The organism is Rathayibacter sp. AY2B5, assembly GCF_002931645.1.
Taxonomy (GTDB): domain Bacteria; phylum Actinomycetota; class Actinomycetes; order Actinomycetales; family Microbacteriaceae; genus Rathayibacter.
Window position 1 is genome coordinate 40,619 of sequence record NZ_PSUE01000017.1, and the last position, 26,441, is coordinate 67,059.

The window sequence follows — 26,441 nt, forward strand, 5'->3', positions numbered from 1 at the left end:
CCCGGAGCTCCGGCCGGTGCGAGCGGGACGAGCCCCCTGACACTGCTCCGAGCCTAGCCGCTGAGCCGCGAGGGCTCGGCAGGCGGGCCGGATTCGCCGTGCCTTGCGCCTCGTGTGGCGCTTTGCTACGGCGACGGAGGACGCAGAGAGGGGCCGGGCGGCGGATCGCTCCGCCACCCGGCCCCTCCTGGACGCCCTACGCCGTGAGAGCCGGGAGGCTCTTGCGGCTGGTGAGCACCTGGTCGATCAGCCCGTACTCGAGCGCGTCGCTCGCGCCGAGGATCTTGTCGCGGTCGATGTCCTTCTTGACCTGCTCGATCGAGCGGTTCGAGTGGTGCGACAGCGTCTCCTCGAGCCACTCGCGCATGCGCATGATCTCGGCGGCCTGGATCTCGATGTCCGAGGCCTGGCCCCCGCCCTGCTGCACGGCGGGCTGGTGGATGAGGATGCGCGCGTTCGGCAGCGCGAGGCGCTTGCCGGGCGTTCCCGCGGCGGTGAGCACGGCGGCGGCCGAGGCGGCCTGGCCGAGCACGACCGTCTGGATGTGCGGGCGGATGTACTGCATCGTGTCGTAGATCGCCGTCATCGCGGTGAAGGAGCCACCGGGCGAGTTGATGTACATGACGATGTCGCGGTCCGGGTCCTGGCTCTCGAGCACGAGGAGCTGGGCCATGATGTCGTCCGCGGAGGCGTCGTCGACCTGGACTCCGAGGAAGATGATGCGGTCCTCGAAGAGCTTGGCGTACGGGTCCTGGCGCTTGTAGCCGTAGGCCGTGCGCTCCTCGAACGTGGGGAGGATGTAGCGCGAGGACGGTGCGGCTCCGGAGCCGAACGCCGTTCCGCCGAAGGTGGGTGTGGTCATTGTCTGTTCCTGATCTCTCGGCGCGTTCGCTGGACTACTCGTCGATGGCGGTTCCGCCACCGCCGGCCACGTCGGTCGCCGACGAGCGGATGTGGTCCACGAAGCCGTAGGCGAGGGCCTCCTCGGCGCTGAACCAGCGGTCGCGGTCACCGTCCTCGTTGACCTGCTCGACGGTCTTGCCGGTCGCCTTGGCGGTGATCTCGGCGAGGCGCTTCTTCATGTCGAGGATGAGCTGCGCCTGGGTCTGGATGTCGGAGGCCGTGCCGCCGAAGCCGCCGTGCGGCTGGTGGAGGAGCACCCGCGCGTTCGGGGTGATGTAGCGCTTGCCCTGGGTTCCGGCGGTGAGGAGCAGCTGGCCCATGGAGGCCGCCATCCCGATGCCCACGGTCACGATGTCGTTCGGGACGAACTGCATCGTGTCGTAGATCGCCATGCCCGCGGTGATGGAGCCGCCGGGCGAGTTGATGTAGAGGTAGATGTCCCGCTCGGAGTCCTCGGCTGCCAGGAGCAGGAGCTTCGCGGCGATCTCGTTCGCGTTCTCGTCGCGCACCTCGGAACCGAGCCAGATGATCCGGTCCTTGAGCAGGCGGTCGAAAACACTGTTGGGCATAACCATGTCGGCCATGTATTGCTCCGTTTCAGTTGTCGCTTCGGAGGCGAATCTATCGGACGCCGCCAGGCCGATCCGGCCGTGTTCGCCCGGGGCGGAGCGGGAGTCGCCCGTGTTCGCCCGGGGCGGACCGGAGCCCCCCCAACGAGAGGAGCCGCCCTCCGACGGATCGGGGGGCGGCTCCTGACGTGCTCGCGGCGACTACTCCGCGGCCGGGGTCTCCTCGGCGGGAGCGGCGGCCTTCTTCTTGGCCGGCGCGCGCTTCTTCTTGGGGGCCGGGGCGGGCTCCTCCTCGGCGGCGGGCTCCTCGGCGACGGGCTCGGCGGGGACCTCGGCGTCGGCGTCGGCCTGAGCCTCCTCCGCGACCTCGGTCTCGTCCGAGGCGACGGCCTCGTCGGAGGCCTCGACGGCCTCGTCGTCACCGGGGACCGCGGTGAACGCGGTCAGGTCGACGGCGTTGCCCTCGGTGTCGGTGACCTTCGCCTTGCCGAGGACGATCGCGAGCGCCTTGTTGCGGGCGACCTCGCCGACCATCTGGCCGATCTGGTTGTTCTCGGACAGGATCTTGATGAACTCGTTCGGCTCCATGCCGTACTGCGCCGCACCCTGGATGAGGTACTGCGTGAGCTCGTCCTGGCTGACCTGGACCTTCTCCTGCTCGACGACGTGGTCGAGGAGGATCTGCGTCTTGAAGGTCTTCTCGCTGGCCTCCTTGACCTCGGCGCGGTGCTCGTCGTCCTCGAGGCGGTTCTCGCCCTCGAGGTGGCGGTGCACCTCGTCCTCGACGAGACCGGCGGGCACGGGGACCTCGACGAGGGCGAGCAGCGCCTCGACGAGCTTCTCGCGGGCCTCGCCGCCCTGGCCGAAGGTCTTCTGCTGAGCGGCCTGCTCCTTGAGCGACTCGCGCAGCTCGGCGATGGTGTCGAACTCGCTGGCGATCTGCGCGAAGTCGTCGTCGGCCTCGGGGAGCTCGCGCTCCTTGACGGCGGTGAGCGCGACGGCGATCTCGGCCTGCTCGCCGGCGTGGTCGCCGCCGAGCAGCGGAGCGGTGAACGTGGTGCTCTCGCCCGCGGTGAGCGAGTCGAGCGCCTCGTCGATGCCCTCGATCAGCTCGCCCGAGCCGAGCTCGTACGAGATGGCGTTGGCGGTGTCGACCTCGACGCCGTCGATGGAGGCGACCAGGTCGATCTGCGCGAAGTCGCCGGTCTTCGCCGGGCGGTCCACGGTGACCAGGGTGCCGAAGCGGCTGCGGAGCTTGTCCAGCTCGGCGTCGACGTCGGCGTCGGTGACCTCGGCCGCCTCGACGGTGAGCTCGATGCCGTCGTAGTCCGGGACGGTGATCTCGGGGCGCACGTCGACCTCGATGGCGAGCTCGAGGTCGCCGGTGAAGTCCTTGTCGCTCGGCCAGGCGACGATGTCGGCCTGCGGGCGGCCCAGGGGGCGGACCTCGGTCTCGCGGACGGCCTCGCGGTAGAAGCCGTCGAGGCCCTCGTTGACCGCGTGCTCGAGCACCGCGGCCTTGCCGACGCGCTGGTCGACGATGGCGGGCGGGACCTTGCCCTTGCGGAAGCCGGGGACGTTGATCTGCTCGGCGATGTGGCCGTAGGCGTGCGTGATGCTGGGGCCGAGCTCGTCCGGGGTGACCGAAATCGCGAGCTTCACGCGGGTCGGGCTCAGCTGTTCTACCGTGGTCTTCACGTGAGGGGATCTCCTGTGCTGGTTGGTGTCGGCGCCGGATGACGGTCGTCACGGGTCGATGTCGTCACGATGAGTACTCGTGGTCGGGGCGACAGGATTCGAACCTGCGACCTCCCGCTCCCAAAGCGGGCGCTCTAGCCAAGCTGAGCTACGCCCCGGATGCGCGGGCCTGGGCACCGTGCGTGAGACTCTCGTCGAGCCGTCCCCGCACGTGCGCTTGCGCGACACGCCGAAATGGCCTTCGCAAGTGTACTGCACCGCGGCAGCGGCGACCGGAACCGCGCGGCGGAGGACGACCGGGGTGTCCACGGTGCTCGCGCGATGTACTACGCTGTCCTGGTGCCTGGTCGAGAGACCCGGTCGCACCGGTTCGCGGTCGTCAGACCATCGATTCGGGGCTGTAGCTTAGTGGTAAAGCCTCTGTCTTCCAAACAGATGATGCGAGTTCGATTCTCGTCAGCCCCTCTCCTCTCGAAGAGCCCCGGACGTCCGGGGCTCTTCGTCGTTCCGAGGCGTTCCGGGCGTGCTCAGCCGACCGCGCCGCGGTGCTCCTCCGTCAGGGCGAGGTACGAGGCGGCGTTCCGGCGGATGCCCTCGCGCTCCTCCTCCGTCAGCTCCCGCCGGACCCTCCCGGGGACGCCCGCCACGAGCGAGCCCGGCGGGACGACCGTCCCCTCGAGGACGACGGCGCCCGCGGCGATCAGCGAGCCGGTGCCGATGACGGCCCCGTTCAGGACGGTCGCGCTCATGCCGACCAGCACGTCGTCCTCGAGGGTGCAGCCGTGCAGCACGGCGTTGTGCCCGACCGAGACTCCGGCGCCGATGACCGCGTCGTAGTCGGCGTCGACGTGGACGACGACGCCGTCCTGGAGGTTGCTGCCGGCGCCGAGCTCGATCCGCGCGTGCTCCGCGCGCAGGACGGCGCCGTACCAGACGCTCGCCCGCTCCCCCAGGCGCACGGAGCCGATCACGGTGGCGCCCGGAGCGACCCACGCGGTGTCGGCGATCTCCGGGGCGCGTCCCCCGGTCAGGGCGAGGACGCGGGCGCCCTCCGCAGGACTCGACGGCATCGGGTTCTCCTCTTCTCCGGTGGTCAGCGCCCGGCGCGCAGGAAGGCGAGGACCGCCAGCACCCGCCGGTGGTCGGAGCCCGAGTCCTCGAGCCCGAGCTTCTGGAAGATCGCGGTCACGTTCTTCTCCACGGCGCCCACGCCGACGAAGAGAGCGGAGGCGATGCCCGCGTTCGTGCGCCCCTGGGCCATCTGCTCCAGCACCTCCCGCTCCCGCGGGGTCAGCGAGGCGAGCGGGTCGCGGTTGCGCTGCAGGAGCGAGGCGACGACCTGCGGGTCGAGGACTGTTCCGCCCGCTGCGACGCGCTCGACGGCGTCGCGCAGCTCCTCCACGGAGGCGACCCGGTCCTTCAAGAGGTAGCCGAGTCCGCCGTCGCCGGAGCCGAGCAGCTCCTGCGCGTAGGTGACCTCGACGTACTGGCTGAGCAGCAGAACCGACACCTGCGGGTAGCGCCGGCGGATCTCCAGCGCCGCGCGGACGCCCTCGTCGCGGAAGGTCGGCGGCATCCGGACGTCGAGCACGGCGACGTCGACCCCGGCCGGGTCCCGCGCCAGATCGGCGAGCAGGGCGTCCGCGTCCCCGAAGGCGCCGACGGAGGCGAACCCCGCGTCCTCGAAGAGGCGGACCAGGCCCTCGCGCAGGAGGACCGAGTCCTCGGCGATGGCGACGCGGATCACGGGCACGCCCTCAGGATAGGGCGGCCGGGCGGTAGGGGACGTGCACCCCGACCGTGGTCGGCCCGCCGACCGGCGACTCCACGCTCAGGATCCCGCGCAGGCCCCGGACGCGCCCGCCCACCCCCTCGAGACCGTGACCGGCGACCGGCGACGCCCCGCCGACTCCGTCGTCGACCACCCAGGCGTCGAGCCAGCGCTCCCCCGGAGTGCCGGAGTCGCGGGTGTCGAGATGCACCCGCACCGATCGGGCACCGGAGTGCTTGGAGACGTTGGCGAGCAGCTCGGCGACGACGAAGTAGACGCTGCGCTCGACCTCGGGCGGCACGTCCGCCACGGGGTGCTCGGTGAGGACCTCGACCGGCACCGGGCTGAGCTCGGCGAGCGAGTGCACCGCCGCCTCGAAGCCCCGGTCCTGCAGGATCGGCGGCGCCACTCCGCGGGAGAGGGCGCGCAGCTCGTCGAGCGCGGCGCGCACGTGCTCGCGAGCCTCGTCGACCAGGCGGGCGGCGGACTCCGGGTCGGCGGCGAGTCGGTTGCGGGCCGAGGCCAGGTCCATCTGGACCCGGATCAGGCGCTGCTGCGGGCCGTCGTGGATGTCGCGCTCGAGCCGGCGCAGCGCGCGGTCCTCGGCGGCGACGGCTGCGCCGCGGGAGGCGCTCAGCTCGGCGACCTCGCGCTGGAGCGCCTCCGACTCCCACGGGCCGAGCAGGAGACGGTCGACCAGCCAGTGCAGGAGGGAGAGGCCGCGGGTGGCGAACGGCAGGGTCGAGACGAAGAGGACGGTCGTGGCGACCGTCGCCGCGGCGACCAGTCCCGCCGGAGGCTGCGGGGCGCCCAGCAGAGCTGCTCCGCTCTCGGCCAGCAGGCGGGCCGGACCGGGGGCCCCCGTGAGCGCGGCGGCCACCGTGCCCGGGCCCGCCCAGGTCCACAGCGCGAGGAGCAGTCCGGACAGCAGCGCGAGCACCGGAGCCACGACGAGCGTGTGCAGGAGAGCGAGCCAGTAGTGCCCGTCGATCACCGGACCGTAGAGGGCGAAGGTCGAGGGAGTGACGGCGGAGGGCGGTCGCCGCCACTGCGGCCGGGGGACGGCGGGCCGTCCGGCCAGCACGTCGAGGCCGACGGCGGCCCGCGAGAAGAAGCGCGCCGTGTAGAGGGCGGCGGGCAGGAACACCAGGCCGATCAGGACTCCGACGAGCCCGAGCGCGACGGCCAGCGCGACGCCGGCGCAGAAGGCGCCGAGGAGCGCGACCGGGATCGCGGCCACCAGCGCGAGCACCTCCCGGGGCAGTCCGCGCCAGAGCCGGAGGTAGGCCCGCGAGGCCTCGCCGAGGGCCGTCGATGCTCCGCTCATCCGCGCCTCCTGTCCGCTCCCGCCGCCGCCGCGACCCGGTCGAGCGTACCGGCGGCACGGCTCCGGGCACCCGGGGGGAAGCCCCCGTGACGCCCCTCCGCGACAGAGGTGAGCCTGTCCTTCACCGGAATGAGCCGAGCCTGCGCTTCCTTGCGGCGCCGAGGGATCTGCGTACTGTTGACGATCAGTCACCCCCTCTCGAAAGGACCAGACGATGTCCACCACGTCCGTCACGTCGCTCACCTCGTCGAACCCGGATGTCGCATCCGGAGTCGCCCAGTTCCTCAGCCCCGTCGTCGTCGAGATGACCGCGCTCGCCGTCAACGGCAAGCAGGCGCACTGGCACGTCCGCGGCGCCAACTTCATCGGCGTCCACGAGCTGCTCGACGCGATCGTCGGCCGCGCCATCGAGTGGGCCGACCTCGCCGCGGAGCGCGTCGTCGCCCTCGGCCTCCCGGTCGACGCCCGCATCCAGACCGTCGCCTCGGCGACGCAGTCCGAACCCCTCACCCCCGGCTTCCAGCGCTCCGAGAACGCGATCGTCGAGATCATCCGCCAGATGGACGTCGCCATCGCGACCGTCAACACGGCGATCGCCGAGCTCGCCGAGATCGACGCGAGCAGCCAGGACGTCGCGATCGAGATCGGCCGCGGCCTCGAGAAGGACCGCTGGTTCCTCTTCGCCCACGTCAGCGAGAGCTGAGCACCACGCCTCGACCGGCCCGCGGATCCTCGGATCCCGCGGGCCGTCGTCGTTTCCCGGCCCGTCCGCGCGATCCGGAGCAGCCGGAGTCGCGACGGGCGCGGGTCAGCCGCCGTGCGTGAAGCGGCCCGCCAGGAGGGTCGCGGCGACCGGCATGGATCGGAGGGCTCCTGCATCGGCGGCGAGCGGATCGCGGTCGACCACCACCAGATCGGCGGGATCGCCGGCCGCGGGCGTGAGCCGGCGCACCCGGGTCGAGGCGACGATCGCCTCCTCGACGCTCACCCGCTGCTCCGGATGCCAGGGCTCGTCGCCCGGCAGCGCCCGCGCGACCGCGGCCGAGATCGCGACCCACGGGTCGAGCGGAGCGACCGGAGCGTCCGAGCCGAGCACCACGCGGGCCCCGGAGTCGAGCAGCGAGCGCAGCGGGAACGCCCGGCCGGTGCGTCCCGGCCAGTACCGCTCCGCCACCTCGCGGTCGTCGAGCGCGTGCGCGGGCTGCACTCCGGCCTCCACGCCGAGCGCGGCGAACCGCGGAAGGTCGGTCTCCGCGAGCAGCTGAGCGTGCTCGATCCGGCCCCCGCCGACCCGGCCGAGCGCGTCCAGAGCCAGCGTCGCCGCGGCGTCTCCGATCGCGTGCACGGTGGAGCGGATGCCCCCGGCGGCCGCGCGGGCGAGCAGCTCGTCCAGCTCGGCGGGCTCCACGGTGAGGACGCCGTTGCCGTCGTGGTCGGCGTAGGGGTGGGCGCAGTAGGCGGTCCTCGTGTTGAGGGAGCCGTCGATCAGGACCTTGAGCGGGCCCATCCGCAGCAGGCCGTCACCGCCGTCGAGTTCGTCGCCCGTGCGCAGTCCCTCAGCGAGGGCGCGGTCGAGGTGGTCGCGGTAGACGCCGGTGTCGACGCGGAGGGAGCGTGCTCCGCCAGCGACGCGACGGGGCCAGTCCCCCACATTCCAGCGCATCTCGAGGTCGACGACGCCGACCACCCCGCGAGCCGCAGCCCGCCGCGCCGCCGCGTCGGCGAGTGCGTCGAGCTCGTCGTCGCCGAGGGCGCCGAGTGCGGTGACGAGCTCGAAGCAGGCGTCCTCGCGCAGCAGCTCGGGCTCGGGAGCGACGGCGTAGCGCCGGTACGCGGCGGAGTTCAGCCAGGCGCAGTGCAGGTCGCCGCTGATCAGCACGACGGGCCGTTCCGGAGAGACCTCGTCCAGGAGCGCGGTCGTGGGCGGCTCCGGCCAGAGGCCGTCGCGGAAGCCGAAGCCGATCAGCGTGCCGGTACCGGGCTCCTCCGCCAGGCGACGTCGGACCGCGTCCGCCGTTCCGCGGGCCGAGTCGGCTGACGAGACGTCCAGGCGCGGTGCCGTCATCGCCCACTGGGAGAAGTGGACGTGCTCGTCCCAGAGGCCGGGGAGCACCCAGCGCCCATCGAGGTCGCGCACCTCGTCGCCCGGGGCGGCGGCGGCGTCCGGTCCGACAGATTCCACGCGGCCGTCGCGCAGGAGCACGGCACCGGGTCGGGACGAGCCGAGGAGGCGGGCGCCCCGAAGAAGGACACCGCCGGTCATCGGGCGGCCTCGCGGAGCGCGGGGCGGACGGCTCGGCGGGCGCGGGACCGGGCCGGCGTCTCTCCACCGGCGCTCACGACTGGCACACCGGGCACCAGTAGAGCTTGCGCGCGCCGATCTCCTCGAGCAGCACGTTCGTGCCGCAGACGCGGCAGGGCAGACCCTCGCGCTTGTAGACGTAGTTGCGCTCGGCGCGGCTGCGGACGGCTTTCGAGCGCTCGGTCTTCGTCAGGCCGCGGCGCGTGATCATCATCCCGGTCCGGATGCCGTCCTCGAGCAGGTCCGCCCAGTCCCGCCACAGCTCCTGTGCGAGCTCCAGCGGCACCTGCTTGCCGGGAGTGTGCGGGTCGAGGCCGGCGCGGTAGAGCAGCTCCGCGCGGTAGATGTTGCCGATGCCGCTGACCACGGACTGGTCCATCAGCACCAGCCCGACCGGCGTCGCCGTCCTACGGAGCCGGTTCACGAAGCGGTCGCGCGCCTCGTCGGAGTCGTCGACGGCCGGATCCGGACCGAGGCGGGCGAGGAGGGCCTCCACCTGGGCGGGGTCCATCACCTCGCAGGCGGTGGGGCCGCGCAGGTCGGCGACCGTCTCCTCCGTCATGATGCGCACGCGCACCGCGCCCACGGGCGGCGGCGGGAACTCGTCGAGGTCGGAGTCGGTCTCGTGCTCCGTCTCGGAGAGGCGCACGGCGCGGCGGCGCCGGGGAGCGCCGATGCTGCTGCCGGCCTTGCCGTCCGGGAACAGCGGCGAGACGTGCCCGAGGAAGTCCCACGCACCGTAGAGGCCGAGGTGGACGTGCAGCGTCAGGTCGCCCTCGAAGCGCAGCAGCAGGTGCTTGCCGACGGCCGTGGACTCGAGGACCTCGCGCCCGTCGAGGAGCGCGGCTCCTTCGGTGAAGCGACCCTGGGGGCTGCTGGTCGCGACGCGGTGCCCGACGACGTCGCGCTCGAACTGCAGGGCGATCCGGTGGACGGAGTGCCCCTCGGGCACTCAGCGCTCCTTCGCGGCGGAGTCGACGACCCGGCCGGCGATGTCGCCGGTGGCCTCGTACTCGGCGAGCTGCGCGATGCGGCGCACGTGCCGCTCCTCGAAGGTGAAGGGCTCGGCGACGAACGCGTCGATGAAGCCGGTGGCCTCCTCGACGGAGTGCTGGCGGGCCCCGATCGAGATGACGTTCGCGTCGTTGTGCTGGCGGGCCAGCACGGCGGTACTCAGATTCCACACGAGCGCCGCGCGCACGCCCGCGACCTTGTTCGCCGCGATCTGCTCGCCGTTGCCCGAGCCGCCGAAGACGACGCCGAGAGCCTCGACCCCCGCCTCCTGATCGCGGACGACCGCGGCGGCGGCGTTGATGCAGAAGGACGGGTAGTCGTCCAGCGGGTCGTAGGACGTGGGGCCGTGGTCGATCACGTCATGACCGGCGGCGCCGAGGTGCTCGATCAGGTGACGGCTGAAGTCCAGCCCTGCGTGGTCCGTGGCGATGTGGATGCGCACGAGAGAACTCCTCCGGAAGAGCCGTCTGGGACCCGCGGTGCCCGGGCCGGGAGCCAGAGTACCGCGGGTCGGCTCAGTCGAACTGCGGGTCGCGGGTCCGCGAGCGCTTGAGCTCGAAGAAGCCGTCGAAGGAGGCGGCGGCGACGATGCCGTCCCAGAGGGTCAGCGCCTGCTCGCCCCTCGGGATCGGCGAGATGACGGGGCCGAAGAAGGCGACGTCGCCGATCGCGATGACCGGGGTGCCGACGTCCTGGCCGACCCGCTCGATCCCGTCGAAGTGGGAGGCGCGCATCGGCTCGTCGTACTCGTCCGAGTCGGCGTGGGCGGCGAGCTCCGCGGGCAGGCCGAGCTCGGCGAGCGACTCGGCGATCACCGCGTCGACGTCGGTGCGCCCGCCCGGGTGGATCCGGGTGCCGAGCGCGTCGTAGAGCGGCTTGACGTGCTCGCGGCCCTCGCGCTCGGCGACGGCGGCGACCAGGCGCGTGTAGCGCAGCGCGCGCGGGAGGAAGGCGCGGTACGAGTCGTCCACGTCCTTGTCCTCGTTGAGGACGGCGAGGCTCATGATGTGCCACTGCACGTCGAGGTCGCGCGCGGGGGTCACCTCGTCCACGAATCGCGAGGTCATCCAGGCCCACGGGCAGGAGGGGTCGAACCAGAAGTCCACAGAGGTCATGGGGACACGCTACGCCGCTCGCCGGGGCCGCGTCCGCGCTCCCCGGCGGCTCCGCAGGATCGGCGCCACGGGGCTCCACGGCGGGTCCCGGCAGCTCTAGGGTGGATCGGCGGCGCCCGCACCCCGGCGCCCGCGGCAGCGCCCGAGACGAACGGATGGAGCACCCCCGTGCCAGGAGACAACCTCACCCGGAGCGAGGCGCAGGAGCGCGCCTCGCTGATCCAGGTCCACGACTACGACATCGCCCTCGACCTGACCCGGGGAGCCGAGACCTTCCTCAGCACCACCACGGTGCGCTTCTCCGCCACCGAGGGCGCCTCGAGCTTCATCGACGCCGTCACGGGCACGGTCCACTCCGTCACCCTCAACGGCGCGGAGCTCGACCCCGCCGACGTCGCCGACGGCGTCCGGATCCGCCTCGACTCCCTGGCTGCGGACAACGAGCTCACCGTCGTCGCCGACATGCTCTACACCAACACGGGCGAGGGCCTGCACCGCTTCGTCGACCCCGTCGACGGCGAGGTGTACCTGTACTCGCAGTTCGAGGTGCCCGACTCCCGCCGCGTCTTCGCGGTGTTCGAGCAGCCGGACCTCAAGGCCGAGTTCCGCTTCACCGTCACCGCACCCGCGCAGTGGCAGGTCGTGTCGAACCAGCCCACTCCCGAGCCGGTCCCGGCGGGCGAGGGGATCGCGACCTGGAGCTTCGAGCCCACCCCGCGCATCTCCTCCTACATCACGGCCCTCGTCGCCGGACCCTACGTGGTCGAGACCGACTCGCTCGTCTCCTCCGACGGCCGCACCATCCCGCTGGGGGTCTTCGCCCGGGCCTCGCTCGCGCCCTTCCTCGACGCCGACTACGTGTTCGAGAAGACGAAGCAGGGCTTCGCCTTCTACGAGGAGAAGTTCGGCGTCCCGTACCCGTTCGCGAAGTACGACCAGCTGTTCGTCCCCGAATTCAACGCCGGCGCGATGGAGAACGCGGGAGCGGTGACCTTCACCGAGACCTACGTGTTCCGCTCGAAGGTGACGGACGCGATCAAGGAGCGCCGGGTCGTCACGATCCTCCACGAGCTCGCCCACATGTGGTTCGGCGACCTGGTCACGATGAAGTGGTGGAACGACCTCTGGCTCAACGAGTCGTTCGCCGAGTACGCCTCCACCCTCGCCACCGCGGAGGCGACGGAGTGGACCGAGGCGTGGACCACCTTCGCCGCGATGGAGAAGAGCTGGGCCTACCGCCAGGACCAGCTGCCCTCGACCCACCCGATCGTCGCGACCATCAACGACCTCGAGGACGTCCAGGTCAACTTCGACGGCATCACCTACGCCAAGGGCGCCTCGGTGCTCAAGCAGCTCGTCGCGTGGGTCGGCGAGAAGGAGTTCCTCGCCGGCGTCCACGAGTACTTCGTCAAGCACGCCTTCTCGAACACGGAGCTGCGCGACCTGCTGGTCGAGCTGGAGGCCACCAGCGGGCGCGACCTCACCGAGTGGTCGGCGCAGTGGCTCGAGACGGCCGGCGTGAACACGCTCCGCCCCGAGATCGCGGTCGACGAGAGCGGAGCGATCGCGTCCTTCGCGATCCTGCAGACCGCGGTCGAGGAGTACCCGACGATCCGCCCGCACCGCCTGGCGATCGGCCTGTACGACTTCGAGGGCGAGCGCCTCGTCCGCGTCGACCGCCTCGAGCTGGACGTCGACGGGGAGCGCACCGAGGTGCCCGAGCTGATCGGCCGCACCCGTCCGGCGCTCGTGCTGCTCAACGACGACGACCTCGCCTACGCGAAGGTCCGCCTCGACGACGCCTCGCTCGCCGTGGCCGTCGAGCACCTCGCGAGCATCGACAGCCCCCTGGCCCGCTCGCTGGTCTGGGGCTCGGTTTGGGACTCGACTCGCGACGCCGAGTCGGCGCCGCGCGACTTCGTCCGCCTCGTCCTGGGCAACGTCGCGACCGAGACCGAGTCCACGACCCTGCGGACGGTGCTCAACCAGCTCGTCGCCACCGCCACCCAGTACGTCGCTCCGGAGTACCGGGCCGAGGTCGTCGAGGAGGCGGGCGATCAGCTGTGGACGCTCGCGCAGAGCGCCGAGCCGGGCAGCGACGCGCAGTTCCAGTTCGTGAAGTTCTTCGCCGCGATCGCGTCCACCCCGGCGCACCTCGAGGCCGTGCAGGCGCTGCTCGACGGCTCCACCGCCCTCGGCGGCCTCGACATCGACACCGACCTCGGCTGGGAGCTGCTGATCGCTCTCGTCGCCGGCGGGCGGGCCGGTGCGGACGACATCGACGCGGCGCTCGCCTCGGACAACACGGCGACCGGCCAGCAGTCGGCCGCGCACGCCCGTGCCGCACTGCCGACCGCGGAGGCGAAGCGCGCGGCCTGGGACTCCGTCACGGCCGACGACTCGGCACCGAACACGATCGTCCGCTCGACGGGCCTGGGCTTCCAGCGCGCCGCCGACCCGCGCCTGCTCGACGCGATGGTCCCGGTCTACTTCGACGCCCTCCGCTCCCTCTGGGAGTCGAAGAGCTACAAGATCGCCGAGTACCTGGTCGTCGGCTTCTACCCGGCCGCCACGCCCTCGCAGGAAATCGTCGACGCCACCCGCGCCTGGCTCGACGCGAACCCGGAGGTCCCGGCGCTGCGCCGACTCGTGATCGAGAACCTGGCCGGCGTGGAGCGTGCGCTCCGCGCCCAGGAGCGCGACACCCGGGGCTGACAATGAGCCGCCCGGTCCCCGGCGCTCGGCGCTGCGGGACCGGACGGCTCTCCCCGCTCCCGGCGCCTAGCGCTGCGGGACCGAGCGGCGCTCCGGCCCGTCGTAGGCGGACAGCGGCCGGATGAGCGCGTTCGAGCCCCGCTGCTCGATCACGTGGGCCGTCCAGCCCACCACCCGCGCGGCGACGAACAGCGGAGTGAAGATCCCGGTGTCGAAGCCCATCAGCCGGTAGGCGGGGCCGGACGGGTAGTCGAGGTTCGGCAGGATCCCCGTCCGCTCGGCCATCGCCGCGGCCAGGGCGTCGTACAGCTCCATCATCTCGCCGGCCCCCTCGTGCTCGGCGAGCCGCCGGAGAGCGGCGTCCATGGTCGGCACCCGCGAGTCGCCCGACTTGTAGACCCGGTGGCCGAACCCCATGACCTTCCGGCGCTGCCCGAGCGCCTCGGCGAGCCACTCGCGGGACCGCCGGTCCGCCTCCGGTCCGGTGCCGACCTCGTCGAGCACGTGCAGCACGGCCTCGTTCGCCCCGCCGTGGAGCGGTCCCTTGAGCGCTCCGACGGCGGCGGTCACGGCGGAGTGGACGTCCGACAGCGTCGACGTCACGACGCGGGCCGTGAAGGTCGAGGCGTTGAAGGAGTGCTCGGCGTAGAGCACCAGCGAGACGCGGAACGCGTCGACGACGACCGGCTCCGGCACCTCGCCGAAGGTCGTCCAGAGGAAGTTCTCGGAGTAGTCGAGGTCGTCGCGCGGCTCGATCGGCTCGAGGCCGCGCAGGCGGCGCTGGGCGTAGGCGACGATCGCCGGCAGTGCCGCCCAGAGCCGCACGGAGCGCTCCAGCACGGCCTCGGGAGCGTCGGCGTCCGGATCCTCCTCGAGCGCGCCCAGGACGCTCACCGCCGTCCGCACCACGTCCATCGGGTGCGCCGACAGCGGCAGCAGGTCGATCACGGTGCGCACCTCGGGGGCCAGGGCGCGGTGGGCCCGCTCCACGGCGGCCAGCCCGGCCGCCTCCTCCGCAGTGGGGAGCTCGCCGTGCCAGAGCAGCCAGGCCACGTCCTCGAACGAGGTCCCCGCCGCGAGCTCCTGCACGGGGTAGCCGCGGTAGAGCAGCGAGTTCGACGACGGGTCGACCTTCGAGACGGCCGTCGTGTCGACGACGACCCCCACGAGTCCCTTGCGGATGTCCTGATCGGTCGTGCTCATCCTTCGCTCCTTCGCGAGAGGCGGGCGGCGGCGCCGGGGAGCGCCGCCGGTTCATGCGGGTCGGCGCGCTCAGGCGCCGTAGTGGTCGGCGAGCGAGAAGTCGAAGACGCCCTCGTCGAAGCGGCTGTACGAGGCGTAGTCGAGGAGCTCGTAGAGCTCGGCGCGCGTCTGCATGCCCGGGACCTCCGAGCGGAGCGAGCCCTCCGCCTTGAGCGCGTCGAGAGCCCGCATCGCGGCGCCCATCGCGATCCGGAGCAGCGAGACCGGGTGGATCACGACGTTCACGCCGACGTCGGCGAGCTGCTGCGCGGTGAACAGCTCGCTCTTGCCGAACTCGGTCATGTTGGCGAGGATCGGCACGTCGATCGCGGCGCGCACGGCCTCGAACTCGGACAGGTCGCGCATCGCCTCGGGGAACACCGCGTCGGCTCCGGCGTCGACGAGGCGCTTGGCGCGGTCGATCGCGGCCGGCAGGCCGTCGAGGGCGCGGATGTCGGTGCGGGCCATGATCACCAGGTCGGAGTCGCGGCGCGCGTCGACGGCGGCCACGATCCTCCGCACCGAGGTCGCCTCGTCGACGACCGCCTTGCCGTCGAGGTGCCCGCACCGCTTGGGGTTCACCTGGTCCTCGATGTGCAGCCCCGCGACTCCGGCGTCCTCGAGCATCTGCACCGTCCGCGCGACGTTCAGCGGCTCACCGAAGCCGGTGTCCGCGTCGACGAGGACCGGCAGGTCGGTCAGGCGCGCGATCTGCTGCGAGCGGCCAGCCACCTCGCTGAGCGTGGTGAGCCCGATGTCCGGCAGCCCCAGCTCGGCCGAGAGCACGGCGCCCGACACGTAGATCCCGTCGAAGCCCTTCGCCTCGATGAGGCGCGCGGAGAGCGGAGTGAACGCGCCGGGCAGCTGCAGCAGCTCGCCCGAGGCGAGGCGCTCGCGGAAGAGGCGGCGCTTCTCGGCGGGAGTCCGGGTGGAGTGGAGCATCGGGCGTCCTTCCCAGGGCGGTGTCCGGGTCCGAGCGGACCCGCCTCGAATCTATACGCGCTCGGGGCTCGTGCACCCGTCTCGGAGGGAGGCGTCCCGTAGCCTGGAGCGGTCATGCTGCTTCTTCAGACCTCCACCCCGGACCCTGTCGCCGCCACCGTCTCCTTCTTCGAGTCCGAGCCCTTCTGGAAGGTGGTCGCGATCCTCGGGATCGTGCTTGGCGCGCTCCTGGTGCGCGTCATCGCCCACTTCGTGATCGGCCGCGTCGTCGACCAGATCGTGTCGGGAGTGAAGCGCCGACAGCGCGTCGAGGACACCCAGTCGATCGCCGCGTCGCCGCTCGCGGCCGTGCGGGTGGTGCAGCGCACGCGCACGCTCGGGTCGATCCTCAACAACCTGAGCTCGATCCTGATCGTCGTCATCGCCCTGGTCATGATCGTGACGACGATCGACAAGGACCTCATCGGCTCCTTCGCCCTGCTGACGGCCGCCCTCGGCGCGGGCCTCGGCTTCGGCGCGCAGAACATCGTCAAGGACGTCCTGAACGGGCTGTTCATGGTCGCAGAGGACCAGCTCGGGGTCGGCGACGTCGTCGACACCGGGCAGGCGACGGGCGTGGTCGAGTCGGTCGGCGTCCGGGTGACGCAGATCCGCGACGTCAACGGCACCCTCTGGTTCGTCCGCAACGGCGAGATCGTCCGGGTCGGGAACATGTCGCAGGGCTGGTCGCGCGTCATCGTCGACCTGGCCGTGCCTTACGAGACGGACCTCGAGCAGGTGCAGTCCACGGTCCTCGCGACCGCGAACGAGCTGGCGGCGAGCAGCCGCTGGCGGGCCCGGATCATCGACAAGCCCGAGCTCTGGGGCCTGGAGTCCATCGCCGACGACGCCCTGGTCATCCGGGTCGTGGTCAAGACCCGCACCACCGCCAAGGACGACGTCGCCCGCGAGCTGCGCCTGCGCCTGAAGAAGTCGCTCGACGCGCTCGACGTGAAGCTCCCCTCGCTGGCCACCGTCGTCCTCGAGGGCTTCGAGGGGGCGACGAGCGTCGGAGGCGCCAAGCCGCCGCGGACCACGCCCTCCCCTACGATCAGCACCGAGCACGGCAAGCCCGTGCGGCTCCCCCGCGCGCTGCGGCGCGGGAGCGGGACGCCGCCCCAGGACGGCGGCGGCACCTCCGGCCCGACGGGAGCGCGCTCGTGAGCGGCCTGCAGATCGGCGGCACGCCTCCGCTGCGCAGCTTCTGGGAGCACATCGGCGGCCGGCCGACGTTCGAGCGCCTGGTCCGCCGCTTCTACGAGGGCGTCCGCGAGGACGAGGTCCTCTGGCCGATGTACCCCGAGCACGACCTCGAGGGCGCGATCCAGCGGCTGACCGGCTTCCTCGAGCAGTACTGGGGCGGCCCGGGCACCTACAGCGAGGAGCGCGGCCACCCGCGCCTGCGGATGCGGCACCAGCCGTTCCGGATCAACCCCGAGGCCCGCGACCACTGGCTCCAGCACATGCGGACGGCCGTCGACGATCTCGAGCTCGCTCCGGCCGACGACGCCCTGCTCTGGGACTACCTGGAGCGCGCCGCCCACGCGATGGTGAACACCTTCGAGGAGTAGCCGCTCAGCCCGGGGTGCGGACCAGCACGTGTCCGCGCCGTGAGGTGAGGCGGCGCCAGGCGCCGCTCTCGAGCAGGGCGACCGGGTCGTCGGCGCCGAGGAACCCGAGCGCGAAGAGGGCGAACGCCGCTCCCGCCGGGACGTCCTCGAGGCCGTCGAGCGGGCGGCCCCAGACGCTCGACCGCACGCGGCCGACGATCTGCTCGCCCGTCTCGGAGCCGACGGCCGCCGCGATCTCGTCGATCCCCTCGCGCGCGACGCGCTCCAGGAAGCCCGGGTCCACGGGCTCGCGCCGGGTCCAGCCGCCGCGGGGCGGGGAGACGCCCGCCCAGGGCCCCGCCGTCGCGTCGTCGCCGTCGGGCAGGACGACCGGCTTGCCGTCCGCTCCGCCCGGCTCCCACTGCAGGCGGGCGAGGCGGTCCGACAGCGCACGGATCGGCACGACCCGGTCGAAGCCGGCGGGCTCGTCGAGCGCGAAGACGCGCAGGCCCAGCACGGTCGCGGAGCGGTCGAGCAGACCGCGAGGCTGGAGGATCGGCGTGTAGGCGGCCAGCACGTGGTCGTCGGCGAGGAGCCGGACCGCACCGTCCTCGACCCGGGCCGAACGGCCGAGGAAGACGCGCAGATCCGACAGGCTGGGCGGATCCGCCAGGGAGAAGGACGAACTCATCGCGTCGATAAACTTACCCGAGGCCGCTCGCCCGACCGCCCGACACCCCGGAGGTACCGTGCCCGATCCCCTGTCCTCGTTCCTCACCGCGCTCGACCTGACGGACACCGGCGCCCGCACCAGCGAGGACATCTCGACGGGTCCCTCGCAGTGGATGCCCGAGGGGCGGGTCTTCGGCGGCCAGGTCCTCGCGCAGTCGCTCATCGCTGCCGGTCGCACCGTCGAGGGGCGCTCCGTGCACTCGATGCACGGGTACTTCCTCCGCCCCGGGGACGTCTCCCTGCCGATCACGTTCTCGGTCGACCGGATCCACGACGGCCGCTCCTTCTGCACCCGTCGGACGCAGGCCTACCAGAACGGACGCCCCATCCTCTCGATGATCGCCTCGTTCCAGACCGAGGACGAGGGCCTCGACCACCAGGCGCCGATGCCGGAGGGGATCCCCGACCCGGAGTCGCTGCCGAGCACCGCTGAGATCCTCGCGGGGGTCGACCACCCGGTCGGCAGCTTCTGGGCCACGCAGCGCCCCTTCGACGTGCGGCACGTCGAGCAGCCGGTGTACCTCCGGGCCGACCCCGAGCGGGTCGCGCACCAGAGCGTGTGGATGCGCTCGCTCGGACCGCTGCCGGACGATCCGATGCTGCACCGCGCCGCCCTCGCCTACGCGAGCGACTACACGATCCTCGAATCCACGCTCCGCCGGCACGGTGCGGCGTGGACGACGCCGGGCCTGCGGATAGCGAGCCTCGACCACGCGATGTGGTGGCACCGCCCCGCGCGCGTGGACCAGTGGCTCCTCTACGTGCAGGAGGCGCCGAGCGCGTCCGGCGGACGCGGGCTCTCGCTCGGGCGCATCTACACGCAGGAGGGCGTGCTCGTGGCGAGCGTCGCCCAGGAGGGCATGGTCCGCGTCCCCCTGGGCTGAGCTCAGCCCCGCTTCGAGAAGGTGATGGGCTCCTCAACGTAGGGGCCCCACGCCTCGCGGAGCTCCTCCGGGATGCGCTGGGGCCTGCCCGTCGCGGCCGTGACCAGCACCAGAGTGGTGGCCGCCTTCGTGAAGAGCACCCGCGGGACGACGCCGGCGGGCGAGTAGAGCTCGTAGCAGACCTCGAGGCTCGCCCCGCCGATCCGCCCGATCCACAGCTCCACGTCGATCGGCGCGCGCATGTACGGGATCGGCGCGAGGTACTCGATCTCCTGCCGGGCGATGAGGCTGATCGACTCGGCGCCCGGCCGTGCGTCGAGCACCGCCGTCGCCATCCCGCCGGGCTGCGGCGAGTCCGGCTTCCAGAACGCCTGGATGCGCGCCTCCTCGAGCAGGCGCAGCATCTCGGCGTTGTTCACGTGCGCGTAGGCGTCGAAGTCCGACCAGCGCAGCGGGATGGCGACGTGCAGGCGCATCAGTCGCGGGTGAGCTTGCGGTACGCGGAGCGGTGCGGCTTCGCCGCGTCCGGGCCGAGGCGCTCGATCTTGTTCTCCTCGTACGCCTCGAAGTTGCCCTCGAACCAGTACCAGTTGGCCGGATCCTCCTCGGTGCCCTCGTAGGCGAGGATGTGGGTCGCGATCCGGTCGAGGAACCACCGGTCGTGAGTGATGACCACGGCGCAGCCGGGGAACTCGAGGAGCGCGTTCTCGAGGCTGCCCAGGGTCTCGACGTCGAGGTCGTTGGTGGGCTCGTCGAGCAGGAGCAGGTTGCCGCCCTGCTTGAGCGTCAGCGCGAGGTTGAGGCGGTTCCGCTCGCCGCCGGAGAGGACGCCGGCCTTCTTCTGCTGGTCCGGGCCCTTGAAGCCGAACTGCGAGACGTAGGCGCGGGAGGGGATCTCGGTCTTCCCGACGGTGATGTAGTCGTGCCCGTCGGAGACCACCTCCCACAGGTTCTTCTGCGGGTCGATGCCGCCGCGGCTCTGGTCGACGTAGGAGATGTCGACCGTCTCGCCGATCTTCAGGTCGCCCGAGTCGAGCGGCTCGAAGCCGACGATCGTCTTGAAGAGCGTGGTCTTGCCGACGCCGTTCGGGCCGATGACGCCGACGATGCCGTTGCGGGGCAGCGTGAAGCTGAGGTCGTCGATGAGGACGCGCTGGCCGAACTGCTTGTGCAGCTTCTTCGCGTCGATGACCTGGGAGCCGAGACGTGGGCCCACCGGGATGACGATCTCCTCGAAGTCGAGCACGCGCGTCTTCTCGGCCTCGGCCGCCATCTCCTCGTAGCGCGCCAGGCGCGCCTTCGACTTGGCCTGACGGCCCTTGGCGTTGCTGCGCACCCAGTCGAGCTCGGTGGTGAGCCGCTTGGCGAGCTTGGCGTCCTTCTTGCCCTGGACCTCCAGGCGGGCGCTCTTCTTCTCGAGGTACGTCGAGTAGTTGCCCTCGTAGGGGTAGAGGTGTCCGCGATCGACCTCGGCGATCCACTCCGCGACGTTGTCGAGGAAGTACCGGTCGTGGGTGACGGCGAGCACGGCGCCGGGGTACTTCGAGAGGAACTGCTCGAGCCAGAGCACGCTCTCGGCGTCGAGGTGGTTGGTGGGCTCGTCGAGCAGCAGCAGGTCGGGCTTCTGCAGGAGGAGCTTGGTGAGCGCCACGCGGCGCTTCTCGCCACCCGAGAGGTTGGTGACGAGGGAGTCACCCGGCGGGGTGCGCAGCGCGTCCATCGCCTGCTCCAGCTGCGAGTCCAGGTCCCAGGCGTCGGCGGCGTCGATCGCCTCCTGCAGGGTCCCCATCTCGGCGAGGAGGCTGTCGAAGTCGGCGTCCGGGTCGGCCATCGCGAGGGAGATCTCGTTGAAGCGGTCGATCTTGCCCTTGATCTCGCCCACGCCCTCCTGGACGTTCTCGAGCACCGTCTTGGTCTCGTCGAGCTCGGGCTCCTGCATCAGGATGCCGACGGTGTAGCCCGGGCTGAGCCGCGCCTCGCCGTTGCTCGGCGTGTCCAGCCCCGCCATGATCTTCAGGATCGTCGACTTGCCGGCGCCGTTGGGCCCGACCACGCCGATCTTCGCTCCCGGCAGGAACGACATGGTGACGTCGTCCAGGATCAGCTTGTCGCCGACCGCCTTCCGCGCGCGCACCATCGAGTAGATGTATTCAGCCATGCCCAGTCCTCAAGTCCGTCGGTCTGCGCGGAGTCGGGTCGCCCGCCGGTCCCCTGCTCCGCGCGGAGGCGCTGACGGAGGCTCGGACCGGGGCGGGACGCCGGGCCCCGGCCGACGCGGAGCGCAGGCCGCGGGACCGTCCGCACCAGTCGAGGATAACGGGAACTCGCCGGTCCGCGTCGGAGGGAGCGTCTGAACGCGGACCGCCCTCCGCTCCGGCCGGGCCGGTGGGGAGGGCGGATCGCGTCAGCGGACGACGGTGCGGATCAGCTGCAGGGCGTCAGGCGCTCCACCGCCTCGGACAGCGTGTCCGTGCTGCCGAGCAGGATCACCTGCGTCGCCTTGGACGCGGAGATGTCGGCGAGGACCGCCCGGGGCACACAGGTGGGCTGGACCGCGAAGAGCGGGCTCCTGGTGTAGCCCGCCGCCGTGGCTCCGGCCAGGGCGTCGGGGAACTTCTCACCGGTCGCGAGGTAGACGGTCGTCGCCGAGGTGAAGGCCGCCTTGTTCAGCTTCTCCGAGGTGTCGTACCGGTCGGTCCCGCCGATGCGGGTGATCACCGGGCCCGTGATCGAGCGCTCGATGCCGGCGCTGACCGAGAGCGTCGAGCCCGCGATCGTCAAGCTACTGACCTCGAGGCCGCTGATGATCTGCTGGGTGAGGGGGTCCACCGTGGAGCCGGTGCCGTTGGTCAGCACCACCGGAGCGCGATTCGCGCCGGCTGCGGCGCTGGCGCTCAGGGCGTCGGGGAACTTCTCGCCCGTGGCCAGCCAGGCCATCGAGGAGCCGCCCCTGAAGGCGTCCTGGAGGATCAGCTTCGAGGTGTCGTAGCGGTCGACTCCGCCGATGCGTGTGGTCTTCCCCTTCGGCGCATACGCGGCCAGGTCGCTGTAGACCTGGCTGCCGACGCTGAGCTCGGAGCCCACGACGACGATCTTCGCGGGCTTGAGACGCGTCAGCTCGGTGCGGACGACCTGGCTCATCGAGTCGCGGTCGACCAGGAGCAGCGGCCCGCCCGCCTTGGCCGCGGCGGGTCCGGCGCTGAGCGCGTCCGGGAAGTTCTGCCCGGTGGCGACGTAGACGACGGGGACGTTCGCCGGGAAGGTGCGCTTGGACACCTCGACCGCGGTGCCCTGACGGTCGGTGCCCGAGATGCGCGAGACGACCGGCGAGCCGGCAGGCGGGGCCGTCGGCGTACTGGTCGGCACGGGCGTGACCGGAGGAGTGGTCGGGCTCGGCGTGACCGGCGGTGTGGTAGCGGTGGCCGTCGGGGTCGGCGTGACCGGCGGGGTGGTGGCTCCGCTTCCCGTCACGCGGACCGCGGCGTCCGACGTGATGGTCGCTCCGCGGGGCTGGTCCACCCTGCCGTTGCTGACGCCGGTGACCTGGACCAGGCTGCTGGCGCGGTCCTTGTAGGCGTCGTAGGCGCTCGAGGGGATCGTCACGGTGACCGCGGACCGTCTGCTGTTCGTACTCACCTGGGCGGGGATCCGCTCGGTCCTGCTGGGACCGACATAGGCGGCGAGCCCCTGGAGGTCGTAGAAGTCGTCCCGGTTGGACTCGAGGACGAGGGTGTCGCCACCCTTGACGTCCAGAGCCGTGTCGACCTTCTCGTACGCGAAGTACGCGGCGCTCCGCTGGAGCGTCTGTGCGCTGCTGCTGAGGTCGACCCCGCCGACACCGCCGGCGCCGGAGGCTCCGGCGACGGAGAGGGTGGCCGACGTGGTCAGCTCGAAGCCGCTGTCGACCGGCTGGCCGATCGGAGTCTCTTTCTCCTCCAGCGGCGGCTTCTGCGCCGTGATCTGGAGGGCGACAGTCCCACCGCCGAACGAGGAGAGGGGCCGCTTCAGGTCGATGAGGAAGGTGCGATCCCCGGGGTCGAGTTCCACCGACCCTGTGAGGGCGTAGTCGCCGATCACCCAGTTGTACGTCGTGAACGCCGGGTACCTCCCCGTCGGCCGGGCGGAGTCGGACAGCGTGACGTCGAGCCCGGTGACATCTCCCGCGACGGGAGCGGTCTGAGCGGCCGAGAACGTCTCGGTGGTCGACCAGCTGTAGGGGTAGGGCTTCGTCTGCAAACGCGTCTCCGCTGCGGCAGCCGCTCCGGCTCCTGTCGTCACTCCGAGAACGACGGCTGCCGTGCTCGCGACCGCGATGGCGGCGCGCCTCCACCTCGCTCGCGTCGTCGTCGGTCGGGATGTGGTCATGGCGAGTTCCCCCTCGTCGTGGTCCTCGTGCCGAGCACTCCTGTCGGCACGTCCGTCGCGGTGCCCGCGCTGGGGCACACGTGTCGGTCTGGGCAGCCTAACCGTGCTGAGCGGCGTCTTGGGGAGGGGAGGGCGCCGCCGACCACCGGGATCGTCGACCGGTCCGCCCGCACGAGGCTGTGCTCACGCTCGGATCCGCACCGGTCGGAGTGGTCCTGCAGGAGCGACGAGCGAACACCGGGCTCTCTCGGACTCGACGGGCGAGGGGCCTTGTCGAGGATCCTTTCGTCCTTTCCGACCCCGACGGGGGCGCATGGCGGAGCGGACCCCGGTCGAGGCGAGCGCGTCAGCGCTGGATCGGTACGGTCCGGCCGACCAGGCAGGCGCCGGTCGCGATCGGTGCCGCGATCACCGTCCGCACCCCGCCGCTCTTCGGGCCGTACTGGCCGATGAGGCACGACTCCCCGAGCTTGACGGAGACCTGCACCGAGTCCGCGTCGAGTCCGACCGAGGTCTCGTCCGCTGTCAGCTGCATCGACTCGCGGGAGAACCCCGCCGCGACGAGCGCGTCGACCACGCTGGAGCCGCTCACCTCCGGATCGGGCTCGGCCGCCGCGCGAAGGGTCTGCTCGAACACGGGGAGGTTCTGCTCCGTCGTCCCGCCCGGCACGAAGGCGACGGGTGCGGCGGACTCCGCCGGTGCCGGCGCCTCGGCCGCGGAGGAGGACACCACGGGGTCCGGCGCCGACGGCGACGTGCAACCGGAGAGGCAGACGGCGAGACCGCCGAGCACGAGCGCGATGCGGGCCGCTCGGTTCCGTGTCACGCCCGGCTCCTCCCGACCGGGACGGCTCTCGCTCCGGTCCCCCGGATCAGAACGGGGTCTCCCCGGATCCTACCGAGAGACCGGGAGCGCCTCCGCCGACGCCCGCCGCCACCGGCGGCTCGGGCACGGCATCACCGCGGTCATGGCCCGACGCGCCCCAGTCCCCCGCCGCGGCGCCCTCGCGCGGCGCCTCCTCGCTCCACGCGGGCTCGGCGGCGGGGGCGGGAGCAGAGGCGCGCCCGACGGTCTTCGTGAAGCTGCTGGTCCCCCAGGCGAGGTCGTGCCCGATGCCCTCGGCCGTGAGGACCACATCGGTACCGGCCTTGCCTCCCGCCTCCCAGGCCCTCACCCCGAGCCGCCCGGTGACCAGGATCCGGTCGCCGCGCGACAGGGAGGACAGCGCGTTGCCGGCCAGGCCGTTGAACGCGGTGACGGTGTACCAGTTGGTCGAGACGTCGACCCAGCGCTGCTCCGAGCGGTCGTAGCGCCGCTGCGTCGAGGCGAGCCGGAAGCTGGTCATCGCGGTGCCGCTGGAGGTGTCGATGCTCCGGGGCTCGGTGCCGATGGTCCCGATGACGGTCAGGGTGTCGGTCATGGTCGTGTCCTCTCTACTCCTGCCCCGCCACGGCTGCGACGGGCACGACGCCCGGGCGGAGGGGGCTGGTACCGCTCGGGCGCCGCAGGGCCAGTGTCGCGACGAAGGGCCCGCCTCCGAGGTGGAGGCGGGCCCTTCTGGGGAGAGGACGAGCGGATCGTCCCCTGTGGAGGAGCGTTACGACGCGGTGATGTACCTCGAGTAGGACTTGCGGATCTTGTTCACCTTGGGCAGTGCGACCGCCATGCAGTAGCCCTGGCCCGGGTTCTTCGCGAAGAAGTCCTGGTGGTGGTCCTCGGCGGGGTAGTAGACGCCCAGCGGCGAGATCTCGGTGACGATCGGGCCGTCCCACCACTCGGACGCACGGTCGCGCGCGGTCTCGAACAGCTCCTTCTCCTCGTCGGAGGAGTAGAACATCGCCGAGCGGTACTGCGTGCCGACGTCGTTGCCCTGGCGGTTCAGCTGTCGCGGGTCGTGCAGGGTGAAGAAGACGTCGAGGACGACCTGCTCGGGGATGACCTCGGGGTCGAAGGTGACGGCGACGGCCTCGGCGTGGCCGGTGCGCCCGGAGCAGACGTCCTCGTAGTCGGGCTCGGTCGTGCGGCCGCCGGTGTAGCCGGAGACGACGTCGGTCACGCCGTCGAGGACGCGGTAGACGGCGTCCAGACACCAGAAGCATCCTCCGGCGAGTACGAATGTGCGCATTGCGTGTGACTCACTTCCTGTCGCGTCGACGCGTCCGGGGTGCCGGAGGCGTCAGTCGGTCCAACACGCTCACCGCCCCCTGCATTCCGCGGATCCGCCCCCTGCAATAGAGTCGCGGCGTGAGCTACGACGCCGCCCCCGCCCGCTACGACCGCATGGACTACCGACGCACAGGACGGAGCGGCCTGCTGCTGCCCGCCCTGTCGCTGGGCCTCTGGCACAACTTCGGATCCGACCGCTCCCTCGACACGCAGCGCGCGATCCTCCGCCGCGCGTTCGACCTGGGCGTCACCCACTTCGACCTCGCGAACAACTACGGACCGCCCTACGGCGCCGCCGAGACGGCCTTCGGCCGCATCCTCGCGGAGGACCTCCGCCCGTACCGCGACGAGATCGTCATCTCCTCCAAGGCCGGATACGACATGTGGCCCGGCCCGTACGGGGACGGCGGCTCGCGCAAGTACCTGCTCTCCTCGCTCGACCAGAGCCTGCAGCGGATCGGCGTCGACTACGTCGACGTCTTCTACTCGCACCGTCCGGACCCGGAGACTCCGATCGAGGAGACCATGGGCGCTCTCGTCTCGGCGGTGGAGTCGGGCAAGGCGCTCTACGCCGGCATCTCGAACTACTCGCCCGAGCAGACCCGGGCCGCGCAGGCGGCACTGGCGGGCAGCGGAGTGCCGCTCCTCCTGCACCAGCCCCGCTACTCGCTCTTCGACCGCGGACCCGAGGACGGCCTCTTCCCCGTGCTCGACGAGCTCGGCACCGGCTGCATCGTCTTCTCGCCGCTGGCGCAGGGGCTCCTGACGGACCGCTACCTCGACGGCACCGTGCCGGAGGGGTCCCGCGCGGCGACGTCGCGCTTCCTCTCCTCCGACCGGATCGACGAGGCGTACCTGACACGCGCCCGCGGCCTGAACGCGATCGCGCAGCAGCGCGGCCAGTCGCTGGCCCAGCTCGCCCTGAGCTGGGTGCTCCGGGTGCCCACCGTCACGAGCGCCATCATCGGCGCGTCGAGCGTCGCGCAGCTCGAGCAGAACGTCGCCGCGCTGGACGCCGGCCCCCTCTCGCAGGAGGAGATCGACGCGATCGAGGAGTTCGCGGTGCACGGGACGACCCTGCGCTGACGCCCCGGCGGGGATGTCGG

Annotated in this window: 25 protein-coding genes and 2 tRNA genes; 7 read left to right on the top strand and 20 right to left on the bottom strand. The window is 71.9% G+C overall.

Annotated elements, in window-relative coordinates; genetic code table 11:
* Nucleotides 1–196: 196 nt before the first annotated feature.
* From C5C30_RS11550 to C5C30_RS11565, 4 genes are all read right to left on the bottom strand, one after another.
* Complete coding sequence (locus C5C30_RS11550; RefSeq protein WP_068253282.1) at nucleotides 197–862, bottom strand: ATP-dependent Clp protease proteolytic subunit; 666 nt, start codon at nucleotides 860–862, stop codon at nucleotides 197–199.
* 34 nt (nucleotides 863–896) lie between these two features.
* Nucleotides 897–1,487, bottom strand: a complete 591-nt coding sequence (locus C5C30_RS11555; protein ID WP_097165884.1) for an ATP-dependent Clp protease proteolytic subunit — start codon at nucleotides 1,485–1,487, stop codon at nucleotides 897–899.
* Nucleotides 1,488–1,673: 186 nt separating this feature from the next.
* Nucleotides 1,674–3,170: a trigger factor gene (gene tig, locus C5C30_RS11560; protein ID WP_104247279.1), complete on the bottom strand. Its 1,497-nt coding sequence runs from the start codon at nucleotides 3,168–3,170 to the stop codon at nucleotides 1,674–1,676.
* Between the two features lie 80 nt (nucleotides 3,171–3,250).
* Nucleotides 3,251–3,328: transfer RNA gene (locus C5C30_RS11565), tRNA-Pro, on the bottom strand.
* A gap of 236 nt (nucleotides 3,329–3,564) precedes the next feature.
* On the opposite strand from C5C30_RS11565, the gene C5C30_RS11570 reads away from it, so the two are divergent.
* A tRNA-Gly gene (locus tag C5C30_RS11570) sits at nucleotides 3,565–3,635 on the top strand.
* A 62-nt stretch (nucleotides 3,636–3,697) separates the two neighbouring features.
* Here the strand turns inward: C5C30_RS11570 and C5C30_RS11575 are convergent.
* From C5C30_RS11575 to C5C30_RS11585, 3 genes are read right to left on the bottom strand one after another with little or no spacing between them, the layout of a single operon-like run.
* Nucleotides 3,698–4,240, bottom strand: a complete 543-nt coding sequence (locus C5C30_RS11575; protein WP_104226728.1) for a gamma carbonic anhydrase family protein — start codon at nucleotides 4,238–4,240, stop codon at nucleotides 3,698–3,700.
* A 23-nt stretch (nucleotides 4,241–4,263) separates the two neighbouring features.
* Entirely contained in the window at nucleotides 4,264–4,923 is a 660-nt protein-coding gene (locus C5C30_RS11580) for a response regulator transcription factor (protein ID WP_104247297.1), read from the bottom strand.
* A 4-nt stretch (nucleotides 4,924–4,927) separates the two neighbouring features.
* Nucleotides 4,928–6,268, bottom strand: a complete 1,341-nt coding sequence (locus C5C30_RS11585; protein WP_104335680.1) for a histidine kinase — start codon at nucleotides 6,266–6,268, stop codon at nucleotides 4,928–4,930.
* 214 nt (nucleotides 6,269–6,482) lie between these two features.
* Here C5C30_RS11585 and C5C30_RS11590 point away from each other — a divergent pair, with 214 nt between their 5' ends.
* Nucleotides 6,483–6,971, top strand: a complete 489-nt coding sequence (locus C5C30_RS11590) for a Dps family protein (protein WP_104226731.1) — start codon at nucleotides 6,483–6,485, stop codon at nucleotides 6,969–6,971.
* A 105-nt stretch (nucleotides 6,972–7,076) separates the two neighbouring features.
* On the opposite strand, the gene C5C30_RS11595 is transcribed toward C5C30_RS11590, so the two are convergent.
* The 4 genes from C5C30_RS11595 to C5C30_RS11610 form a co-directional block, all read right to left on the bottom strand.
* Nucleotides 7,077–8,531, bottom strand: a complete 1,455-nt coding sequence (locus C5C30_RS11595; RefSeq protein ID WP_104333772.1) for an amidohydrolase — start codon at nucleotides 8,529–8,531, stop codon at nucleotides 7,077–7,079.
* 73 nt (nucleotides 8,532–8,604) lie between these two features.
* The gene (locus C5C30_RS11600) at nucleotides 8,605–9,522 is read right to left on the bottom strand and encodes an Fpg/Nei family DNA glycosylase (protein WP_104328457.1); all 918 of its coding nucleotides are present in this window, start codon (nucleotides 9,520–9,522) and stop codon (nucleotides 8,605–8,607) included.
* Nucleotides 9,523–10,026 carry a ribose-5-phosphate isomerase gene (locus tag C5C30_RS11605; protein WP_104223700.1) on the bottom strand — a complete coding sequence of 168 codons (504 nt, stop codon included), beginning with the start codon at nucleotides 10,024–10,026 and terminating at the stop codon, nucleotides 9,523–9,525. It lies immediately after the preceding gene.
* Nucleotides 10,027–10,099: 73 nt separating this feature from the next.
* Entirely contained in the window at nucleotides 10,100–10,699 is a 600-nt protein-coding gene (locus C5C30_RS11610; RefSeq protein ID WP_104223701.1) for a DsbA family protein, read from the bottom strand.
* Between the two features lie 168 nt (nucleotides 10,700–10,867).
* On the opposite strand from C5C30_RS11610, the gene pepN reads away from it, so the two are divergent.
* Entirely contained in the window at nucleotides 10,868–13,414 is a 2,547-nt protein-coding gene (pepN, locus tag C5C30_RS11615) for an aminopeptidase N (RefSeq protein ID WP_104333773.1), read from the top strand.
* Nucleotides 13,415–13,480: 66 nt separating this feature from the next.
* Here pepN and C5C30_RS11620 read toward each other — a convergent pair whose 3' ends face one another.
* The gene (locus tag C5C30_RS11620) at nucleotides 13,481–14,617 is read right to left on the bottom strand and encodes a bifunctional 2-methylcitrate synthase/citrate synthase (protein WP_104333774.1); all 1,137 of its coding nucleotides are present in this window, start codon (nucleotides 14,615–14,617) and stop codon (nucleotides 13,481–13,483) included.
* Nucleotides 14,618–14,686: 69 nt separating this feature from the next.
* Nucleotides 14,687–15,598: a methylisocitrate lyase gene (gene prpB / locus C5C30_RS11625; RefSeq protein WP_104333775.1), complete on the bottom strand. Its 912-nt coding sequence runs from the start codon at nucleotides 15,596–15,598 to the stop codon at nucleotides 14,687–14,689.
* A 114-nt stretch (nucleotides 15,599–15,712) separates the two neighbouring features.
* Between prpB and C5C30_RS11630 the strand changes: the two genes are divergently transcribed.
* Entirely contained in the window at nucleotides 15,713–16,801 is a 1,089-nt protein-coding gene (locus C5C30_RS11630; RefSeq protein ID WP_104223705.1) for a mechanosensitive ion channel family protein, read from the top strand.
* On the top strand, nucleotides 16,798–17,208 hold the full coding sequence (locus tag C5C30_RS11635) for a globin (protein WP_279630823.1): 411 nt from the start codon (nucleotides 16,798–16,800) through the stop codon (nucleotides 17,206–17,208). Before C5C30_RS11630 ends, C5C30_RS11635 begins: the two co-directional genes overlap by 4 nt.
* Nucleotides 17,209–17,212: 4 nt before the next feature.
* Here the strand turns inward: C5C30_RS11635 and C5C30_RS11640 are convergent, their stop codons facing one another.
* The gene (locus tag C5C30_RS11640; protein ID WP_104247302.1) at nucleotides 17,213–17,878 is read right to left on the bottom strand and encodes a hypothetical protein; all 666 of its coding nucleotides are present in this window, start codon (nucleotides 17,876–17,878) and stop codon (nucleotides 17,213–17,215) included.
* Between the two features lie 58 nt (nucleotides 17,879–17,936).
* On the opposite strand from C5C30_RS11640, the gene C5C30_RS11645 reads away from it, so the two are divergent.
* Nucleotides 17,937–18,803 carry an acyl-CoA thioesterase II gene (locus C5C30_RS11645; protein WP_244230637.1) on the top strand — a complete coding sequence of 289 codons (867 nt, stop codon included), beginning with the start codon at nucleotides 17,937–17,939 and terminating at the stop codon, nucleotides 18,801–18,803.
* 2 nt (nucleotides 18,804–18,805) lie between these two features.
* Here the strand turns inward: C5C30_RS11645 and C5C30_RS11650 are convergent, their stop codons facing one another.
* From C5C30_RS11650 to msrA, 6 genes are all read right to left on the bottom strand, one after another.
* Complete coding sequence (locus tag C5C30_RS11650; protein ID WP_104223707.1) at nucleotides 18,806–19,279, bottom strand: thioesterase family protein; 474 nt, start codon at nucleotides 19,277–19,279, stop codon at nucleotides 18,806–18,808.
* Nucleotides 19,279–20,961 (bottom strand): energy-dependent translational throttle protein EttA, encoded by a 1,683-nt coding sequence (gene ettA, locus C5C30_RS11655; protein WP_104333776.1) that lies wholly within the window; start codon nucleotides 20,959–20,961, stop codon nucleotides 19,279–19,281. Before ettA ends, C5C30_RS11650 begins: the two co-directional genes overlap by 1 nt.
* A gap of 266 nt (nucleotides 20,962–21,227) precedes the next feature.
* Nucleotides 21,228–23,039 (bottom strand): cell wall-binding repeat-containing protein, encoded by a 1,812-nt coding sequence (locus tag C5C30_RS11660; RefSeq protein WP_181131553.1) that lies wholly within the window; start codon nucleotides 23,037–23,039, stop codon nucleotides 21,228–21,230.
* A 475-nt stretch (nucleotides 23,040–23,514) separates the two neighbouring features.
* A complete protein-coding gene (locus C5C30_RS11665; RefSeq protein ID WP_104333778.1) occupies nucleotides 23,515–23,994 on the bottom strand; it encodes a DUF6993 domain-containing protein in 480 nt (159 codons plus the stop codon).
* Between the two features lie 46 nt (nucleotides 23,995–24,040).
* On the bottom strand, nucleotides 24,041–24,589 hold the full coding sequence (locus tag C5C30_RS11670; protein ID WP_104274010.1) for a single-stranded DNA-binding protein: 549 nt from the start codon (nucleotides 24,587–24,589) through the stop codon (nucleotides 24,041–24,043).
* A gap of 177 nt (nucleotides 24,590–24,766) precedes the next feature.
* Entirely contained in the window at nucleotides 24,767–25,294 is a 528-nt protein-coding gene (gene msrA, locus C5C30_RS11680; protein WP_104309994.1) for a peptide-methionine (S)-S-oxide reductase MsrA, read from the bottom strand.
* 119 nt (nucleotides 25,295–25,413) lie between these two features.
* Between msrA and C5C30_RS11685 the strand changes: the two genes are divergently transcribed.
* Complete coding sequence (locus tag C5C30_RS11685; RefSeq protein WP_104223714.1) at nucleotides 25,414–26,421, top strand: aldo/keto reductase; 1,008 nt, start codon at nucleotides 25,414–25,416, stop codon at nucleotides 26,419–26,421.
* Nucleotides 26,422–26,441: the final 20 nt, after the last annotated feature.